Annotated in this window: 17 protein-coding genes; 9 read left to right on the forward strand and 8 right to left on the reverse strand. The window is 35.6% G+C overall.

Translation table 11 applies throughout. From position 1 onward, the window contains the following. Positions 1–81: 81 nt before the first annotated feature. The 3 genes from FG27_RS04115 to FG27_RS04125 are packed head-to-tail and all read left to right on the forward strand — an operon-like array spanning position 82 to position 2,170. Positions 82–492, forward strand: a complete 411-nt coding sequence (locus tag FG27_RS04115; RefSeq protein WP_037315884.1) for a BLUF domain-containing protein — start codon at positions 82–84, stop codon at positions 490–492. A gap of 48 nt (positions 493–540) precedes the next feature. Further along, positions 541–1,203 (forward strand): ribulose-phosphate 3-epimerase, encoded by a 663-nt coding sequence (rpe, locus tag FG27_RS04120; protein WP_037315887.1) that lies wholly within the window; start codon positions 541–543, stop codon positions 1,201–1,203. After that, positions 1,190–2,170, forward strand: coding sequence for a YpdA family putative bacillithiol disulfide reductase (locus FG27_RS04125; RefSeq protein WP_037315890.1), 981 nt, complete (start codon positions 1,190–1,192; stop codon positions 2,168–2,170). The genes rpe and FG27_RS04125 overlap by 14 nt, the downstream gene beginning before the upstream one ends. Before the next feature lies 1 nt (position 2,171). Here FG27_RS04125 and FG27_RS04130 read toward each other — a convergent pair whose 3' ends face one another. Further along, positions 2,172–2,522, reverse strand: a complete 351-nt coding sequence (locus FG27_RS04130) for a DUF488 domain-containing protein (RefSeq protein WP_037315893.1) — start codon at positions 2,520–2,522, stop codon at positions 2,172–2,174. Between the two features lie 65 nt (positions 2,523–2,587). Beyond that, positions 2,588–2,962 (reverse strand): hypothetical protein, encoded by a 375-nt coding sequence (locus FG27_RS04135; RefSeq protein WP_037315894.1) that lies wholly within the window; start codon positions 2,960–2,962, stop codon positions 2,588–2,590. Between the two features lie 299 nt (positions 2,963–3,261). Here FG27_RS04135 and FG27_RS04140 point away from each other — a divergent pair, with 299 nt between their 5' ends. Beyond that, on the forward strand, positions 3,262–4,272 hold the full coding sequence (locus FG27_RS04140) for an LLM class flavin-dependent oxidoreductase (protein WP_037315897.1): 1,011 nt from the start codon (positions 3,262–3,264) through the stop codon (positions 4,270–4,272). Positions 4,273–4,611: 339 nt separating this feature from the next. Here the strand turns inward: FG27_RS04140 and FG27_RS04145 are convergent, their stop codons facing one another. The 5 genes from FG27_RS04145 to FG27_RS04165 form a co-directional block, all read right to left on the reverse strand. Next, positions 4,612–5,043 carry a CHY zinc finger protein gene (locus FG27_RS04145; protein ID WP_081912650.1) on the reverse strand — a complete coding sequence of 144 codons (432 nt, stop codon included), beginning with the start codon at positions 5,041–5,043 and terminating at the stop codon, positions 4,612–4,614. A gap of 455 nt (positions 5,044–5,498) precedes the next feature. After that, positions 5,499–6,404: a hypothetical protein gene (locus FG27_RS04150; protein WP_037315900.1), complete on the reverse strand. Its 906-nt coding sequence runs from the start codon at positions 6,402–6,404 to the stop codon at positions 5,499–5,501. Beyond that, positions 6,401–9,562: a hypothetical protein gene (locus tag FG27_RS18620; RefSeq protein ID WP_156101201.1), complete on the reverse strand. Its 3,162-nt coding sequence runs from the start codon at positions 9,560–9,562 to the stop codon at positions 6,401–6,403. Before FG27_RS18620 ends, FG27_RS04150 begins: the two co-directional genes overlap by 4 nt. Beyond that, positions 9,559–10,233, reverse strand: coding sequence for a hypothetical protein (locus FG27_RS04160; protein WP_037315903.1), 675 nt, complete (start codon positions 10,231–10,233; stop codon positions 9,559–9,561). Before FG27_RS04160 ends, FG27_RS18620 begins: the two co-directional genes overlap by 4 nt. Next, positions 10,209–11,567: a hypothetical protein gene (locus FG27_RS04165; RefSeq protein ID WP_037315906.1), complete on the reverse strand. Its 1,359-nt coding sequence runs from the start codon at positions 11,565–11,567 to the stop codon at positions 10,209–10,211. The genes FG27_RS04160 and FG27_RS04165 overlap by 25 nt, the downstream gene beginning before the upstream one ends. 512 nt (positions 11,568–12,079) lie before the next feature. Here FG27_RS04165 and FG27_RS04175 point away from each other — a divergent pair. The 5 genes from FG27_RS04175 to FG27_RS04195 all read left to right on the forward strand — a co-directional run bounded on the left by FG27_RS04175 (position 12,080) and on the right by FG27_RS04195 (position 18,449). Next, positions 12,080–12,931 (forward strand): RteC domain-containing protein, encoded by an 852-nt coding sequence (locus FG27_RS04175; protein WP_037315912.1) that lies wholly within the window; start codon positions 12,080–12,082, stop codon positions 12,929–12,931. Positions 12,932–13,277: 346 nt separating this feature from the next. After that, positions 13,278–13,586 (forward strand): helix-turn-helix domain-containing protein, encoded by a 309-nt coding sequence (locus FG27_RS04180; protein WP_037315914.1) that lies wholly within the window; start codon positions 13,278–13,280, stop codon positions 13,584–13,586. Between the two features lie 85 nt (positions 13,587–13,671). Beyond that, a complete protein-coding gene (locus FG27_RS04185; protein ID WP_037315917.1) occupies positions 13,672–15,123 on the forward strand; it encodes a DUF3945 domain-containing protein in 1,452 nt (483 codons plus the stop codon). A gap of 19 nt (positions 15,124–15,142) precedes the next feature. Beyond that, positions 15,143–17,221, forward strand: coding sequence for a type IA DNA topoisomerase (locus tag FG27_RS04190; RefSeq protein ID WP_037315920.1), 2,079 nt, complete (start codon positions 15,143–15,145; stop codon positions 17,219–17,221). A gap of 136 nt (positions 17,222–17,357) precedes the next feature. After that, a complete protein-coding gene (locus FG27_RS04195; RefSeq protein WP_037315923.1) occupies positions 17,358–18,449 on the forward strand; it encodes a Fic family protein in 1,092 nt (363 codons plus the stop codon). Positions 18,450–18,549: 100 nt separating this feature from the next. Here the strand turns inward: FG27_RS04195 and FG27_RS19585 are convergent, their stop codons facing one another. Beyond that, positions 18,550–18,663, reverse strand: a complete 114-nt coding sequence (locus tag FG27_RS19585) for a hypothetical protein (protein WP_369794091.1) — start codon at positions 18,661–18,663, stop codon at positions 18,550–18,552. Positions 18,664–18,797 lie beyond the last annotated feature (134 nt).

The raw sequence follows: 18,797 nt of genomic DNA on the forward strand, positions 1-18,797 counted from the left end.
TGCTATGCCTATTATTTTTAAACTTAACTTAAACAGTTATTAAAATTTATTATTTTTGCACGATCAACATCAAAATATAATATGCGATACGCCATAAGTTATGTTAGTACCGTAAACCCGGCACTTTCGGAAACTGAGATCCAGGAAGCTTTAGACTTTAGTAAAAAATGGAATAACGATAACCACGTGACCGGAGTACTTTTATATTCCCAGGGGAATTTTTTCCAGGTTTTAGAAGGCGAAGAAAAATTATTAAAAGATCTTTTTGAGAGAATTAAAGCCGATGAAAGGCATCATAATATTATTACTATCTTCCAGAAACAGATTCCTGATATCCAGTTTGATGGTTACGAAGCCGATTTTATTTCGCTTGACGATCGTTTTCAGCCAAAAAACATCAACACCTATACCAACCAGGTGAGTCTGCTTAATCCTGCTATTCAAAGCTCTGTAAAGTACATTTTAAATAAATTTACAGAAGGCATCAAATAAGTATAATCTTGTTATTTTTGCGTGCACACTTTCAATAGCACAACAACTATGACAACAAAACTTATTGCTCCATCTATTCTTGCTGCAGATTTTGGAAATCTTCAGCGTGATGTTGAAATGGTAAACCAAAGCGAAGCCGATTGGTTTCATATTGATATTATGGACGGTGTCTTTGTTCCAAATATCTCTTATGGAATGCCGGTACTTCAAGCTATTACCAAACACGCTGAAAAAACTATTGATGTTCACCTTATGATCGTAGATCCAGATAGGTACATTAAAGAGTTTGCCAGACTGGGAGCCGATAATCTTACCGTGCATTACGAAGCTTGCACACACTTGCATAGAACACTTCAGGCGATTAAAGCTGAAGGAATGAAAGCCGGTGTAGCAATAAATCCCCATACTAGTGTAGATTTATTGAAAGATGTCATCAATGATATCGACATAGTTTGTATAATGAGTGTAAATCCCGGTTTCGGCGGACAAAGCTTTATAGAAAACACCTATCATAAAGTCCAGCGCTTAAAAGAACTTATTGTTACCCATAATGCTACTACTTTAATTGAAATTGATGGAGGGGTAACTAACGAAAATGCTTCTCAGCTTATAAAAGCCGGTGCCGATGTTTTGGTGGCCGGGAGCTACGTTTTTAAAGCGAACGACCAACTTGAAACCATTAAAGACTTGAGACAACTTGCAAACTCCTAAAAATACTTACGATGTTATAATTATTGGTGGCGGCCCTATTGGAATTGCCTGCGCTCTAGAAGCCCAAAAGAAGGACCTTTCATATCTTATTTTAGAAAAAGGATGTTTGGTCAATTCTTTATACCACTACCCTACAAACATGACTTTCTTTTCTACTTCAGAAAAATTGGAGTTGAATAACATTCCCTTTATAAGTAATAACCCGAAGCCCAGAAAAGCCGAAGCTTTAGAATATTACCGCAGGATAGCTACTTCAAATAAAATTAATATTAATTTGTTTGAAAAGGTTACCGAGGTTCAAACTCATGAAGACTTACATATAGTTAAAACCATAAAAAACGAATACTCCACTAAAAATGTTGTGGTTGCTACCGGTTTCTATGATATCCCAAACTATTTAGAGATACCAGGTGAAGATTTACCCAAGGTGGCACATTACTACGGCGACCCTCATTACTATGCAACTCTAAAAACCATTGTAGTGGGCGCAAGTAATTCAGCTGTAGATGCTGCTTTAGAAATTTACCGAAAAGGTGGCGAGGTGACCATGATCGTTAGAAAAGAAGAAATTGGCCGCAGGGTTAAATACTGGGTTCGCCCAGATATTGATAACCGAATTAAGGAAGGCAGCATTAAAGCATATTTCAATGCTAATTTGAAGGAAATTAAAGAGAAGGAAGTTATTATTGAAACTCCTGAAGGGGATAAAATACTGGAAAATGACTTCGTACTAATGCTAACAGGCTATCGCCCAAATTTTGAGTTTCTAAAAAAAATGGGAATTGATCTCTCTGATGACGGACGGAAAATCCCGCAATATGATGAAAAAACCATGGAAACTAATATAAAGGGAATTTATCTTGCCGGAGTAATTTGCGGCGGGGTAGAGACCCATAAATGGTTTATAGAAAATTCAAGGGTTCATGCTGAAATGATTATGAAAAATTTAGATACCAAAAAAACTTAGTTTAAAGAGCTTCTAAAAATTCTTTGAGGAGTACTGCGTGGTTTTGAGTTTTATTTTTTGAACCATAAAGAAGAATTAGACTTTTTCGCTTATCTAATTCCTCAAGATCGTTAAGAATCTGATCCTGTTTATCATTCAATTCCTTTCTATATTCATCGCGAAATAGCTCCCAGGATATGTTGTCCTGATGAAATTTTTTTCGTAAATCTTCCCCTGGCGCCCATTGTTTATGCCAGTAATCTAAATGTGCCTCTTCTTTAGAAATTCCGCGTGGCCATAGCCTATCTACTAAAATCCTTATATTATCTGAAACTTCTTTATTCTCGTAAATTCTCGATATCTCTATGTTCATCTATTAAAAAATAAAAAAAGCGATTTTAATTAAAAAATCGCTTTGCAAGGTTTTAATAATAAGTATTATCTACTCATTAAAACAACATCAGAGGAATTAAAAATTTCATTCCTATTCAATAACTTTCCGTAAAATTCTAGGTCATTTTGCTGACTTTTGAATGATTTATCTAACCATTTTGAAGCCTTATCAACCGGTATTTTATAAACTTTAATTTCAGGATAGGTCTCTGGAGATTCAGACTCATCAATGCCTATCTCTATTTGTCTTTTCGCCTTGTTGTAATAAACATACTTCGCAAGGAAGTTGTGCTTTATAAGGCTAATAAATTCCTCAGGCAGCGCCTGGCAGGTTTCGCATTCTTCAACATATTGTTTTACTAATTGTCTGAGGGAAACCCTGATTTCGTTCGTACTTAAAGTATTTAGATAAGATGCCATAGGTGTTAGGTTTTATTATATTTCTAAGGCTAAATTATGTGTAAAGTTGTCGGGCGAAAATTTTTTATGCGGAGTTTAACTCGAGTTTGTTAATATATCTAAATTAATTCTTTTTAACTTAATAAAAAAACATACGAAAACCTTTTCGTATTAAAGGCTTACGAGTAAAAAGTAAAATTCCTATTAACTTTCTATTAATATTATTTTGTAAACTATAGATAGTTCAGGATTTTAAACCGATTTTCTGTAAGGATTCTACTCTGCATTCGCCTACTTTTAAACATCAAATACGAAGCAACATGGTTTCAAAATTAAGTAATATCCCCTATTCAATTCTTGAATTAGCGACAGTAGCTAAGAATTCTAGTGTTAAAGAAACTTTTGATCGCAGTTTAGATCTTGCACAAAAAGCAGAAGAAATGGGATATAGCCGTTTCTGGCTGGCTGAACATCATAATATGGTGAGTATAGCCAGTTCTGCCACGTCGGTTTTAATTGGGCATATTGCTGAAGGCACCAGAAAAATTAAAGTAGGATCTGGGGGCATTATGCTACCAAATCATTCTCCCTTAATCGTTGCTGAACAATTTGGAACTTTAGGAACACTTTACCCTAATAGAATAGATCTGGGGTTAGGAAGAGCACCGGGTACCGATCAGGTAACTGCGCAGGCAATTCGGTCAGACCGAATGAAATCGGTTTTCAAATTTCCGGAGGAAATAAAAGAAATTCAACAATATTTTTCATTAGAGAATACTCAGGAAAAAGTACGAGCTGCTGTAGCCGAAGGAGTGAATGTTCCTATTTATATACTTGGCTCCAGTACTGATAGTGCACATCTTGCAGCTGAGCAGGGCTTACCTTATGTTTTTGCAAGCCACTTTGCACCGGCTCAGTTACATCAGGCATTGAGTATTTATCATAACAATTTTAAACGTTCTAAATTTTTAGAAAAACCCTATACCATTGCAGGAGTAAATATAATCGCAGCCGATACCACAGCAAAGGCAGAAAAAATATCAACTTCGCTCATAAAAATGATGCTCGGCGTGATGAGCGGGAATATAGATTATATGCAACCGCCAGAAGAATTTACGAATGAACATAGAGAAATTCTTGCCCACCCTGGATTTCAGCGTATGCTAAAATATGCTTTTATCGGGTCTCCTGAGCTTGTAAAAGAGAAGACTGAAACATTTCTTAAAGAAACAGGTGTGAACGAAATTATGGCTGTTTCTCATATTTATGATCACCAGGACAGGTTGAGATCTTTCGAGATATTCTCAGAAATTATGAAAGGGAAATTATAAATTTCCCTATGAAAAAATTGTTTGTCAAATCAAATTAATCAACTGGTATACTATAAAAATTTGAAGTTTGTCTCTTCTGAATCTAAAATAAAAATAGGTTAAGCTTAGAACTTTCTGTTCTATTGTTTTTTATGTTTTATTTTCCTTCCCCAAGAGGAGTTAGTTAGTAGCCCATTTTCCTTGCTACAGCTAAGCTATTATAGTAAATCACTGAATTCTAGATCTTCACATTTTCAACTTTTGCAGTTAAATGATAGGAAAGTTATATAAGTAACCGATATTCGGCAAAACATCCACAAACCTGGTCAGGTAATAATTAAACATCTTAAAGAATATTAATTAAGCATCGTCAGTTTCAAAATACAAATGATAATGATTACTGCAGCCCGGGTTAAAACTAGCTTTACAATTTGGGCAGGTATTGTCAGATTCCATATAATCTTCGATACTAAGTTCGTGGCCACAAACGCCACATAAAATGGCTTTTTCGGCAAAATCAGTTTTAGGCCATACCTCGTGGTCGTGGTCAGCCGCTTCTTCGTGACATGAAAAGCACGGATAGTATCTATCGCAACACTTAAATTTAATAGCGATTACATCCAGGGCTGAATGCCAATGTATACAACGAGTTTGTTTGTCTATAGATTGGCCGTAAACAGTAGTCCCGTTAAGCTGAAAAATATTAGTGGATTCCGGCATCTTTTCCTGGGCGTAAGTTGCGTTGAAACAAAACAATACTATTACGAAGTTGATTAGGTGCTTTATTTTCATTATTTGATAATTATTTTCAAATATTAAGTAGTTGTCGTTCCTCATAAAGTTTCAAAAGTAAGTATTTTGTGGGTTCTGTTTCAAGATTGAAAAATTACTTTTTCAAGAAATACTCTTAAATCGATCAATTATAAATTGGAGTAACAAAAAGCGTGAACCGAAACTTTGAAATTAATAACAGGCCAAAGAATAAAAGGTGCAATCTCAAACAAGAAATCCGCAAAACACAATATAATCAGTGTTTGCGGATTTATCTAGTGACCCTCACAATACAATTTCCAAATCATTTTTTAGAAGATTTAAAAAAATTAGTAGATGAAAATAGTCTATAAAAAACTCTTTAATAACCAATTACCAGAATCAAGACAATGATTAACAAAATTCCTAATTAAACCTAAGGTTTTGGTTCGAACTTTTTCAAAGCTTATTCAGGACTATCTCAAGGCTAAATCCTATCAGTTTAAAATTTTTAAGAGATCGTTGGACTCTTCAATAATCCATTGATCTCTTTCAATTAATTTCTTTAGTATACCTTGTTGGTGTCGGGTCAATAAACCGTTTATATTTCTATCTTTAATCGTCCATTTACTGTTATGCTCTGTCTCCTCAATTCCTTTTGCTATACCGTTTGGAGTAAGCAGTTTAATTGAAGGGATTTTTTGTTTTACTAACGGGTAAATAATAAACAGCCCATCATAATCCCAGTCGCAGGAATAATATACAGATAACCCTCTTGTATCCACATAGTCTAATTTATTCACATTCTTCCCTCCTGCGTACCACAATTCAATATTATTAGATCTGAATATAGTTGGACGCTTCAAAAAATCAATATTTTCACAAAGAATAATGCATTTTGGAGTCTTACACTCAAGCACGTACTTATACTGCTGATCTTTATCATCAGCTAATTTTTCAATTTGTAAGAGTGTTTTTATAGCATCAATTAAAGCATTCTTTCCTAATAGATATTTCTCATTTTTAAAAAACATAAGAGATACGACCCGCACAGTTGCTTCATTTTTAATTATTTGTTGTCGGAGAGGCTCTAGATTTCCTGTGTCCATATCCCTTTTTAGGCCCATAAGTTTTTTAATATCACTCTCTTCAAAACGAAGTTGAGGTTTTAATAGGCCATGATCTGATAAAAAGGCTTCATAACCGTTATAATTATCTAGATAATCATTTTCATATATTTCAGAATATCCGTCTAAAGTAAAGATTGTTTTATGTGACTTATCAAGTACCCTAAGTGAGTTAATTAGGTAGTTGATTTCACCACTCTTTACTAAAGTATTATTCAGTTTTACTTTTTTATTTATATATAAACAATTTAATGCCCTTAACTCAATCCAATTCATTTTGTATTTCTATTTATATAGATGTTCAGGTCTTTATTGCTCTCCTTTGTTTTAAAATAAGAAGCAGAAGGGCAATAATTGATATTATCATCCTCTTTGCCTTTAATCAAATGATGGGCATACCATTCATCAGACAACCCGATATTGAAAGTATGAGGAGCCATTGTTATAATTTGGTACTGGAACTCTTCGGCAATGGCAGGAAATGTGTTAAAGTTAGTATTGTCGAGACTTCCCAATTCCTCCAAAATAATAAATCTTAATCCATTACGTTTTTCTTTTTGTACGGCAGAAAGCCTAGCGATACCTAACAATGCAATAGCAGAGTAAGTTTCTCCCGTACTACCGGGAACCTCTTTACCATATTGATCCGTGAGTTTAGCTGACAGTTCAAAATATGTTTTAGGATTTAACAATTTATCAATAGGAACCTTGTTTTTAATTTTCGCTTGTTTTCTAAAGAAATCTTCAATGAAATCTACTATAGATTCCCCAAACTGCAATTCCCCTTTTGTAGCTGTATTACGTACTTCATATGCAATCTGCTTGATATAATCAATCTTTATTTCTTTATTACCATCAAATTCAAGTTTAAAATAAAACTTCCCACTAATTTTTCGATCAACAAAGAATGCGTTGATTCTTTTTACTTGATTATTATATTTATCATATCGTTCAGTAGTTTTACTAAATATTTTAATCATATTGTCCCTAATTCCATCAGCTATAGTCGTACGTGTTTGATTCGCTTCCTGTAAAGCGGTACCAATATCATCCGTAGATTTAATTTTATTACCCAATAATGCTTCTTCTAAAACCCTGAATGAAAAACTCTGGTCTTTAATCGCCAATTGCACTGCTGAATTCTTTTCATTCGCAGTTTCTTCAAATGAATTGGAAATACCAATAAATGCAGTTTTATATTCTTCCCATAATTCATCGTAGTTACTTTCCAACTCTTCAAGATTCTCAGATATTAAAGTAAGATCTGCTATATTTTCCTGAAAATACTCATAGTACGAATCATTGAGCTTATTAAATTCTTTTTGCTTCTTATACCGATCATTAATGATTATTTCCAAATCCTGTCCATCACGTATTATTTTGTTTTCAAGAGAGTCATACCTGGTTTGTTTAGTTCCTTTTTGTTCATAAAACATATCTTTCTTATTACTCCATTCTTTACGAACCTTCAGCAACTCTTTTCTTATAACTTCTGGATCATCATATTCAACATTAAACTGATTTCTAATTTTTAATAGTTCTTCCTCATCTCTATCTTTTTGTGCTTTTAATTGATTAATCTTCTCTTCAACCTGTAAGATAGTAGCTACGGCATTTTTTAGTTTTTCGATATTGCTGTTCTCAACAATAGATATATCAAAGGAATAGTTAAAAAGGTTAGTATCATAAGGCTTTGCATCTGTGATATTCTTCAATGCTTCAATCTTCCTATTTAAAGAACTGATTTCTTTGTTCTTTTTTTCAACTAACTTTTTTAAAGATTGTTTCAAATCTGCTCTATCCTCCAATAATTTTGCATCAGGGTTAAATTTGATAAACTGGTTTAGCGCGCCCAATTTTAGCCAAATCCCTCCTTTAGATTTAGTCATTTTAAAATCATTGATCAGCTCATCAGGATTGATATATTGAGAGGAATCCCTAGGATTTAATGTTTCAATGATAGGTTTGGTAGCGTAAAACAAAATAGCTTGTAATTGTTCATCTTCTAACGCTGGCAAATTTTTAATATACCAATGTAAAAGACCATTTCCATTATTGTCCTGTATTAATGATAACATCTTTTCTTTAGTTGCCTTTTTCTTTTTTAAGGATAATTTTAATTCATCCAAAATATCCGATTGCTCTTTTCTGATTTGGACAATATTTTCTAATGTTTTATACTTTTCCAAATAAGGTTTTGCAAAGGCGATGGCTCCTTTTATGTCCTGATTATTTCTATTTGAAATATCAACTTTTTGTACCTTATCTATCCAACTCTCATCTACTTCAGGAATTATGAATTTTTTAAGCTCATTAATATCATCACTCAACTTTTCTATGTTTTTGACTATGTCTTCATAACGGTTGAACATATTAAAGTTTGCATCTGCTTTATCATAGCTTTGATTTATCGCTTTTTCTTCCTTTGGCAGATTCTCGATAGCTATTTTAAGTTTATCAAGTTCGCCCTTTTGGGTTACTATCTGTTTCTTTCCTTCCGTTTCCTTTTTCTGTAGTTTTTTTAGTGCTATATGCATTTTTTGCAATTCAGCTTCTTTAAACAATTTAAATTTTGCTTTATAGGACTGTTCCAAGCCTTGCAAGCTTGTTAACCTTTTTTGCTTGCTAGATAGGCTTTTAATGTCTTGGCTCAAACTTTCATATTCTCTCAATATCTTTTCAAGTTCAGATTGCTCTTTCTGAAAGTTAGTGAGAATGTCTTCATCAGATTCTTCAAAAAGGAATTCTTTTAAATTTCTAGATGCCTGATTACCACTTAAATTCAGTGTTTTGGCTTTAGAAAAGGACTGTAAAACTTTGGCAAAAGCTTTTAGATTTTTATCCTGACTGAGTTTTAGAGGCAGTATGTTTTTGTCATAAAGAAATTTGTAATATGTATCAACACTTTCAATATTACTGAAGAAGTTTAATCGAAGATTCCGCTTTTCATAAAGGAATATTGCTAAATCCTGTATATCCAATATTTCTTTCTCTTTGGAGTTATTTTCTTTTAATATGTCTCTACAGAAAATTAGTGCTTCTTTTTCAATAGTTAAATCATTTATTTTTAGATTTAAATCTGCCTGCTTAGTGATAACAAAAGGGATTATACGCTTACCTTTCTGACTGTTTATTTGTATCCCAATGGTGATAAACTTACCGGCATTCATCTCAATGTTCAAAAAACAATAAGCGCATTTCGTTTTGTAGGGAAGTTTATTAATTTGTCTTTCTTCTTTTTTTACGCCATCTGTTCCAAATTTGATTAGGTTCTTATCATACACAAAAATCATTTGAAGCAAATCCGCAATAATGGATTTACCCACGCCATTGGAGCCAATAAAATCAGTTCTTGTGGAATGGAAAAGATAATCGTGCATATAGTGCTTTAAAATGCCGACAGTAGATAAAGAGTAAATCCGTGGATAATTCATATTATTTTATCATTTTTAAGTTGCCGGCTAAATGATTCAAAATCCTGAAGTTCTTGCTGGTATATTTGGGCTAAACGATGAATAGCCGGTCTTATTTCAAAAACCAATTCTTCATTTTTTCCTGAATGCTTTTCTACCCAGCCTAATTTATCAAAACTATCTACCGTCTTACCAAATTTTTTCTCTACTATTTTCCACTCTTTCTCATCGTAAGAGCCTCTTATATCATTGAACAATATTCGTTTGTATTCTTCCTGATGATCACTTTCCTGTATTTGTGTTTTTATATCATTCCAGTAAATTATCTTTTCTTCGTCAAAATACTTTTGATAATACATATCTAAAAGTGTTAACCCCACCAGTGTTTGCAATTCCGTAAGCTCTTTATTACGCCTTGCACTACCTAATTCTCCTTTGCCGTTTTCCGTGAAGTCGAGATAATAATATCGGCTTCTATCAAAAATATCAGTAACGAGATTAAGCCTATAAAGGTTGCTATAAAAATTTCTCCATTGTGCTTCATAGTTTTCCAATACGGTATACTCTGTATAATACTTGTGGTCAATATGTTTTCCTGACAACAATAAAATATTGATGTCTGCAAAATGTTTTTCAACACTTTCCTCTGTCAGAAAAGAATAATCGCTTATTTCATAATTTTCGCTTTCCATAGGGATAGGTTTTGTTGTGGTAAGGAAATAATTTTTTGTTCTACATCAATTAATATATTGCTATTTTCTGAAGCAAAGGCTATCATGCGGGATGCTACCTGATAGGCAATTGACAAATCTTTTTCTTTCTCTACAATATTATTCATCAATTCATCCACAGCCAATTGACCTTTACTTTCCAGGATATCTTTAGTTTTATCAACCCATTGATTGATAATTTGCTGATGATTGATTTCTTTCTCTATTTTCTGTTTCTCATTACGTTCATATACGCTATCGGTTTCAATATTTACAATAATATTAGGTTTTGGTGGCTCCAACTCGTAATATCTCGGATACAACATCCGAATAGGCTCACATACCAGTTGCTTTAATGGAAAATTGTTATTAAACCTGATACCTTCCACAGCGTATTCCGAACTTTCTAAAACTATCCTATGCAGCTTTTTTATTTGTAGCCTAAAGAATGCTCTGGCAGAAAACTGCTCTTGCAATTCAGTTAATTTCTCGCTTGCGTGGTTAATTTGTCTGCGAATGATATTTATTTTTTGATCTATGGAACTGAAAAACTCTCTGATATCTTTATATATTTCCTGTCCTTTTTCCCAATCGCTCTTACTTTTCCACAGATTGATTGTTTTAAACTTTCCATCTTCTTCCATTTTTCTATAAAAATGATCTACCACATTTAGTAGATCATTAAGAAATTTGTCTTTAGAAATAATAGCCTCCGTAATATCTTCTGCCCTTTCACCAAACTTTTTAAAAACAATTGTAAACTCTCTTACTAAAGAAGTGGCACTTTGTCCGTCCTCTTTGCGAAGGATATCATTTAGCTCTATATAAGCCTCCCGCAATTCATCTTCCAGTGCTTCTAAATGATCGGTAATTATTTTCTTTGAACCTTGAATAAATATTCTTCCAAATTTCCGTTCAAGTTCCTCAATAGTCTCGATTTCTCCCTGGTTTATAGTAAATGAATCTTGAACGCTTTTTTTCAGCGGATGGTTTTTGTATGGATTTTCCAATTTGCTTATCATCAAATCGACTACATTTTTAGCATAATCTGTCAAATAATATTTCCACGGTTCATCAGGGTGGCTTCTTAGAAAATAATGAAACAGCTTATCTTTAATACTACTCCATTGCCGTACTGAATCCAAGTTAAAATCAACCGCCATATCTTTTAAAATTTCATTGATTTCGCTTTGGGTAAAATATTCTTCAATTTCACGGTTTTTGATTTTTTCATAAAGTGCAATAACTAAATAACCTCCGTCAAATTTTGAAGGAAGAAGGAGGTCATATTTAGCGTATAGTTGTTGGTCTTTCATTATAAATATTAATCGTTACATATTTACTTTAACTTTCTCAACACTTTCAATTTCTATAAACTTAGATTTAAACTAATTAGATGTTTTTTTTCTTTTAGAAGATTATGGAAATTTTCATCGTTATTCATCAGGAATTCCAGCTCTTTTAATTGAAGCTCTTGATTAATTGAAAAGATCTGTTATATAAAAGTTCCAGTAGCCTTCAAATAGTAACTCCAGCGAATATTAAATGGATCTAATGTAGTCTGAAAGCCATTTTTAATATGTTCAAAATCCAATTTATCGTGGCAAGATAAGAATACAATCGGAAGACAAAAAAACTGATTGGGAGATGTCTGGGTTACTATTATTTTTTCTAAAAACATTTTCATATGCCCAAAAATAGATACCATCATTATTTTATTAAAGGTTTCCTCATAATCAATATAGATTAAATATTTATTTCTCTGATTAGAGAAATAAATTTTAAGTTGAATATATAAAATATTATTCACTTAAAAATTAACTTAATTATGAGAAATTCTATTTACAAAAATGCACTGACGCGCATCCAATCAGAAGAAAAAAATGTGAGTCTTTGCAGTAACAACATTATTAATGAAACGTACCGGATGATAATTTTCATCAAGGATTTACTTTGTGAACTGAAAACCCACATATTAACGCAGGGATTTTCAGACGAACAGGAAGAAATTAATTTTTTCAAGGAAATAAAACCCCAGATCCTGGGCAAGCTTGTTTATTACAACAAGCTCTCCCGAATAGAGACAACCCGGCCTGTAAGTAATGGGAAGTTATACAATACCTACTACTCAATCCATATGAGAAAGTTGAAAAAAGAATTTAAAGTCCATATTTTAAATTCCTTTTTTTATAGATACTATCGGTCCGGTCGAACAGATAAGGATGCAATCTATTTTAGGCTGGGCCATATCAATTTTTATGATGGGCTGAACAGTTTTGTCTTTGAGATTGACACCCATTTTTCGACATATTATGATTACAAAATAGCACGAATCATTGCCAATGAATTACTTTATGTCTATCTCCTTTCAAAAATAGAACCCTACAATCATACGGATAGGTTCTCCACGGTCTTGCCATTTGAAAACGAAAAAGTTCGTTGGACAGATTCAAAAAATGCCCTTATTGAATTACTCTATGCCCTTCATATTACTGGTTCAATTTCCAATGGACGTATAGGCCTAAAAAAATTAGGCCTCCTTTTTCAGGAATTATTCAACATTCAGTTGGGGGATATCCATCATGCTTTTCACCGCATGAAGGACCGCACCGGGGATAGGTCCATATTCTTAAATCATCTTAAAAAATCTCTAGAGCAATATATGGACAAAGGCCTATGAGCAATTATTTTTACTTTTTAATTCCTTAAGCAGTTATGTTTCTCATTAAATGCATAACTGCTTTTTTAATTTTTCCTTCCCCATAAAGTGCCCATTGGCAATACCTGTCCCTTGTCATTTTAATAAATCCTAGAAAGAAATAACCTACTCACCTACAGTTATTTGTATCAAAGTTAAATATTGTTAAAAATGTAAATTACTTGGTTATGGATTGGTCTTTCCTTGTAAGGATAATTTATAGCCTTTCTTCAATTTTGCCTTTACAAACACAAAACATTACTAAGAATGAAAATCAGGGTTGAAAGAGTTTGATAACCAAAGAAAGTAACACTAAAATCTTAACGGAATGAATATTGACAGAATGGAATTTATCAGTTGGATGGAACGCATTATGAGCCGGCTAGATATGTTGGATGACCATATGGAGGATATGCAAAAGCACCGGAGCAGTATTGACGGGGAAGAATTGCTGGACAACCAAGACCTCCTCCAAATGCTCAAAATAAGTAACCGCTCCCTGCAACGTTACCGCTCTTCCGGAAAGCTTCCTTATTACACCATCAGTGGAAAACTATATTATAAACTATCGGACGTCCATCAGTTCATCAGGGAAAGTTTTACAGCTCCACCATCTAGGAAAAAAGCCAACAAATGACAAAGACTACCAGAAAATTCCTATTCGTGTAAAGCTATAATGACATCTTTTACTTTGGTTCCCATAAAACTTTAAAACTTTCATCATGAGTGAAGATACTTCAAGTGACCATAAGTTTCCAGAACAATTATCGGATATCCTATTGGTGCTCGATAAGGAAAAGAAAAAAATTCGGGCTGTTAAGGGAATGAGTGAAGAGGGCGAACTGGAAACTGTTGCTCCCACAAAGAAGAACCAAAACCAATTTATGCGTGTGGATAAACACGGGGACTTCATCTCCAACTTCTTTTCAAACTTTTACAGTCAAATGAAGGACCCTACCCATTTTTCCTTTTTCAAAGTCCCAAAAGCTCTTGCCGTAGAAACCGCTAATAAAATTCAAAAGCATTTAAAGGTTCCTACTAAAGAAGGATCGCAATTAATGCAGCAATATGAGGCAACAGCGGGAAAAGATATCAAACAAGAAAATCACAAAACTATGAAAACAAAACAAAAAACAACACAAGCCGAAACCAATGGGTACCGTTACCAGCCGGAACAAATCGATTGGGAAACCATGTCCAACCTAGGATTGAGCAAAGAACACCTCGAAAAGAAGAATTTGCTCGAACCCCTTTTAAAAGGTTATAAAACAAATCAACTGGTACCTGTCAGTGTGAATCTGGGTACAGCGGTTTTGCGAATGGATGCCCGCCTCTCATTGCAACAAAACAAAGAAGGGAAAGTAATAGGCGCCATACACGGTATCCGTAAAGAACCTAACCTGGACTTTCCGTTCTTCGGCCACGAGTTTAGCAAAGAGGATAAAGAAAATTTGCTAAAGAAAGGAAATATGGGTCGTGTGGTGGACCTGACCAATCCCAAAACAGGGGAAACCATCCCATCCATTATCAGTCTGGACCGGTTGACCAATGAGCTGGTTGCCCTACGCACAGAGTGGATGAAAATCCCCAATGAAATTAAAGGTATCGCTCTTAATGAAGCTCAAAAACAAACCTTGCAGGAAGGTAAGTCACTCCATTTAGAGGGAATGATCTCCAAAAAGGGAACTCAATTTAATGCAACGGTACAGTTCAATGCGGACAAACGTTATGTAGAATTTCTTTTTGACAGGAACAATGTGCAGAAACAGGTACAAGATAATCAGCAGAACAGAACCCATGAAGTTCCAAAGACTTTCAGAGGAAAAGAACTTACCGATGGTCAATATGAAAAGTACAAAGATGGTCAAACGGTTTATGTAAGTGGCTTGACAGATAAAAAAGGGCAAAAATACCAGGGGTATATCACCTACAACAAAGAAACGAGCAAAACAGGCTTTTCGTTCAAAAAGCCGAACAAGATCAAAGAACAGGCACAACCCACCGAAGCCTATGAAACACAGAAAGCTGTTAATTCGGAAGGTAAAACCAACGAGACGACCAAGAATATCAAAAAACCTTTAAAATCGGGAGAAAAGAATCCTGATAGCAAAGAACCACAAGAACAACGGCAAACGCCAAAAGCCCCTGCAAAATTCAATGGTAGGAAAATGTAATCCCTAAAAACAGTATGCTATGAAAACAGTGATTGCAGAGAAGCCAAGCGTAGCTTGGGAAATAGCCCGTTTATTGGGAGCCCACGAAAAAAAGGAAGGTTACCTGAAAGGCAGTGGCTATCAAGTTACCTGGGCCTATGGACACCTGGTTGGATTGGCAATGCCGGAAGATTATAGGCTATTGGGATTCAGGAAAGAAAATCTCCCCATTTTGCCCGATCCTTTCCGGCTTACGGTACGGAAGCTAAAAAAAGGAAAGAAGTACACTATGGACCCGGGGGCGGTAAAACAATTAAAAGTTATCGGACAACTCTTTAATCGTAGTGATTCTATTATCGTGGCTACGGATGCCGGACGTGAGGGCGAACTGATATTCCGGTACATCTATGCATACCTTAAATGCAATAAGCCTTTTGAGCGCCTTTGGATCAGTTCCCTGACCGAAAAAGCCATTAACCAGGGGTTTGATAACCTAAAACCGGGAAGCGATTTTGACGGATTGTACCGGGCCGCACGAGGCAGGAGCCGTGCCGACTGGCTGGTTGGCATCAATGCCACACAAGCACTTTCCATTGCCGCAGGAAACGGGATCTTTTCACTAGGAAGAGTGCAAACACCTACGCTTGCCCTTATCTGCCAACGATATTTGGAAAATAAGGATTTTTCGGTACGCAAATACTGGCAGCTCCAATTAAAGCACCAGAAGGAATTTATCATCTTTAAAAGCTTTTCCAAAGCTAAATGGGAAGACAAAAAACAGGCGGAGAATGCGTTGAGGGCAATTGAAAAGAAAGGCAGGGCCACGGTTATATCCGTAGAGACAAAAAATGCCACGGAACAACCGCCCCTGCTCTTTGACCTTACAGGACTACAAAAGGAAGCCAATAAAAAGTTGAACCTTTCCGCCAAGCAGACCCTGAATATCGCCCAGAGCCTGTACGAAAAGAAGTTCATTACCTATCCCCGCACCGGAAGTAAATATATTCCCAAAGATCTATGGGTGGAAATTCCCAAGCTTGTAAGGGCATTACAGGATAAGGACAACTATAAAAAGATCATATCCAAAATGAAATGGGGGCAGTTCAATAAACGTATCGTAAATGATCTGCGCGTAACCGATCACCACGGGCTTTTGACCACGGAAAAAATCCCCTCTGCGTTATCCTCCAGGGAAAATGCGGTGTATAACCTGATAGCCTTTCGCTTACTGGAATCCGTATCCGAAGCTTGTCATAAAGAAATAACGGATATTATTTTAGAGGCGGGCCATAATGAATTTAAAATAAGTGGCTGCAAAATTTTGCTCCCCGGCTGGCGGGGCATAAAAGGAAATTTCTCCGATACCGATACCGAAATTGTACAGGAACTTCCCCTCTTGAAAATCGATGATGGGCTCAATATCAAAGAAGCCTCGGTACAGGAAAAGATGACCAGTCCGCCCGTACCCTATACCGAAGCCGGCCTGTTATCCTCAATGGAAACCGCCGGAAAACAAATCGGGAATACAGAAGAACGGAAAGTCCTGCAACATATTGGAATCGGCACACCTGCAACCCGGGCGGCAATCATAGAAACACTTTTCAAACGTCAGTATGTGCGTAAACAAAAGAAATCGCTGATCCCCACAGAAAAAGGATTGCAGGTCTATGGATTAATCAGGGATCAAAAAATTGCCGATGTAGCAATGACCGCCGAATGGGAACTGAGCTTACTGAAAATGGAAAACAACGAAGCTGATGGTAGGAATTTTCAAAAGGAATTAGAGGCTTATGCAAAGTCTATTACCAAGGACCTGTTGCAAATGCCCTTTGCCAATGACAACTTTCCCAAACTAATATGCCCCAAATGTAAAAGCCAACAACTCATTATCAGTGACAAAATTGTCAAGTGTCCTGATGAAGTTTGTAACTGGCTACAGTTCCGAAAGGTATGTGGGGTCCAAATAAGTATCCCTGATATAACAAGCCTTGTTAAAAACGGGAAAACCGCGCTGATCAAAGGGATGAAAAGCAAAGCCAGTAAAAAATTCGATGCGTACATTGTATTGAATGAGGAAGCCAAAAGTTCTTTTAAGTTTGAAAAACGAAAGAGGAAATAATTAATGTCGAGGTATTCCATATAAAAAATATTAATGTCGAATTTTTTACATATTTTCGTCATTAGACAAAATCTATGTCGAACAGCATAACATCAACATTAGGTAATGTCGAAATAAAACCAAATAATCAACATCAATGGCGTTTGATAGAAATAAACCTTATAACCAACTGCCTGATCTACCTCCGACCGGAATAGAGTTAGAGTCCCCTGTAATTCTAAAACAGTTGGCGAAAGCTTCGCGTTACTTAGGCGAATTAAAAGGTTTATGCGAAAGTCTTCCCGACCCGCAATTATTAATCAACACCTTGGTATTGCAGGAAAGTAGGGACAGTTCGGCTATTGAAAACATAGTAACCACGCAGGACGAACTCTATAAGGCCACACTCGCAGGAGACCCTATAGAAAACCATTCGGCAAAGGAGGTATTGAGCTACCGGGAGGCACTTTATACAGGTATTGAGTTGATGAGGGAACGACAAGGGCTTATTATAACCAATACTATGATTGAGATCGTCCAAACCATTAAACGGAACAACGCAGGAATACGTAATGTTCCCGGTACTAGCTTAAAAAACGCCATAAACGGGGAAGTAATCTATACTCCGCCAACGGGGGAAACCATAATCCGTGAAAAACTCAAAGCACTTGAACAGTTTACCAATGGTAAGGTTCCATTTGAGGCCGACCCGTTGATCAAGCTTGCCATGCTCCATTATCAATTTGAATCGATACATCCTTTTGCTGACGGCAATGGTCGTACCGGCAGGATCATTAATGCCCTGTACCTGGTACAGCAGGGCTTGCTGGATTATCCAGTTCTTTACCTGAGTTCCTATATTGTTAAATATAAAAGTGATTATTACCAATTACTCAGAGGAGTTACAGAAATGGAAAACTGGGAGGATTGGATTATGTATATCCTGACCGCAATATCGGAAACTTCCCAACTGACCATTTCCAAAATCAGAAGGATGTTGGTTTTAAAGGAGTCGCTTGAAAACTCAATGAAAGGGGTGCTGGGGGCATCCTATAAGCATGAACTGCTCCAACTGCTGTTTACCCTCCCTTATATAAAGATTGATATCCTGGTAAACCACCAGATAGCCCACCGCCAGACCGCTTCAGTTTGGCTTTCAAAACTTGTGGAGAATGACATCCTGCATACCAAGAAAATGGGAAGGACAACCTATTATATCAACCATCAGTTGTTGTCTATCCTAAATTAGATATAATAACCAGAAAGCTTCCGTTTGGTAGCTTTCTTTAGCCTTCCGGTGCTACCGCAAAAACTTTCCTGAACTCTTATCACGAATTTTTCAGCGATCATCATGCTTTACGTGCCATAGTGCCGACAGCTTGGTTCCCTTTTTTCGAATGTAGCTCTGAATCTGCTTTAAATGCTTCCAACGCAGTGCTGATCTTTCCGATGAGTTCCTTCATTTATCCTCATTTAAAATTATAGAGCTAAAAATAAACTTTGTTGGTTGGTGTAAAACCCCGTATGGTCAAAAACGCCCTTTTACCGCCAACCCCTACCATTTCCGAAAAGATATTTGCTGCCTGCTCTAATTTAG

The organism is Salegentibacter sp. Hel_I_6, from assembly GCF_000745315.1.
In the GTDB taxonomy this organism is placed as follows: domain Bacteria; phylum Bacteroidota; class Bacteroidia; order Flavobacteriales; family Flavobacteriaceae; genus Salegentibacter.

What these genes read in the sequence shown, in the direction of transcription:
- FG27_RS04115 (WP_037315884.1), top strand. Translation starts at nt 82, where the DNA reads ATGCGATACGCCATAAGTTATGTTAGTACCGTAAACCCGGCACTTTCG.
- rpe (WP_037315887.1), top strand. Translation starts at nt 541, where the DNA reads ATGACAACAAAACTTATTGCTCCATCTATTCTTGCTGCAGATTTTGGA.
- FG27_RS04130 (WP_037315893.1), bottom strand. Translation starts at nt 2,522, where the DNA reads ATGAACATAGAGATATCGAGAATTTACGAGAATAAAGAAGTTTCAGAT.
- FG27_RS04135 (WP_037315894.1), bottom strand. Translation starts at nt 2,962, where the DNA reads ATGGCATCTTATCTAAATACTTTAAGTACGAACGAAATCAGGGTTTCC.
- FG27_RS04140 (WP_037315897.1), top strand. Translation starts at nt 3,262, where the DNA reads ATGGTTTCAAAATTAAGTAATATCCCCTATTCAATTCTTGAATTAGCG.
- FG27_RS04145 (WP_081912650.1), bottom strand. Translation starts at nt 5,043, where the DNA reads ATGAAAATAAAGCACCTAATCAACTTCGTAATAGTATTGTTTTGTTTC.
- FG27_RS04150 (WP_037315900.1), bottom strand. Translation starts at nt 6,404, where the DNA reads ATGAATTGGATTGAGTTAAGGGCATTAAATTGTTTATATATAAATAAA.
- FG27_RS18620 (WP_156101201.1), bottom strand. Translation starts at nt 9,562, where the DNA reads ATGAATTATCCACGGATTTACTCTTTATCTACTGTCGGCATTTTAAAG.
- FG27_RS04160 (WP_037315903.1), bottom strand. Translation starts at nt 10,233, where the DNA reads ATGGAAAGCGAAAATTATGAAATAAGCGATTATTCTTTTCTGACAGAG.
- FG27_RS04165 (WP_037315906.1), bottom strand. Translation starts at nt 11,567, where the DNA reads ATGAAAGACCAACAACTATACGCTAAATATGACCTCCTTCTTCCTTCA.
- FG27_RS04175 (WP_037315912.1), top strand. Translation starts at nt 12,080, where the DNA reads ATGAGAAATTCTATTTACAAAAATGCACTGACGCGCATCCAATCAGAA.
- FG27_RS04180 (WP_037315914.1), top strand. Translation starts at nt 13,278, where the DNA reads ATGAATATTGACAGAATGGAATTTATCAGTTGGATGGAACGCATTATG.
- FG27_RS04185 (WP_037315917.1), top strand. Translation starts at nt 13,672, where the DNA reads ATGAGTGAAGATACTTCAAGTGACCATAAGTTTCCAGAACAATTATCG.
- FG27_RS04190 (WP_037315920.1), top strand. Translation starts at nt 15,143, where the DNA reads ATGAAAACAGTGATTGCAGAGAAGCCAAGCGTAGCTTGGGAAATAGCC.
- FG27_RS04195 (WP_037315923.1), top strand. Translation starts at nt 17,358, where the DNA reads ATGGCGTTTGATAGAAATAAACCTTATAACCAACTGCCTGATCTACCT.
- FG27_RS19585 (WP_369794091.1), bottom strand. Translation starts at nt 18,663, where the DNA reads ATGAAGGAACTCATCGGAAAGATCAGCACTGCGTTGGAAGCATTTAAA.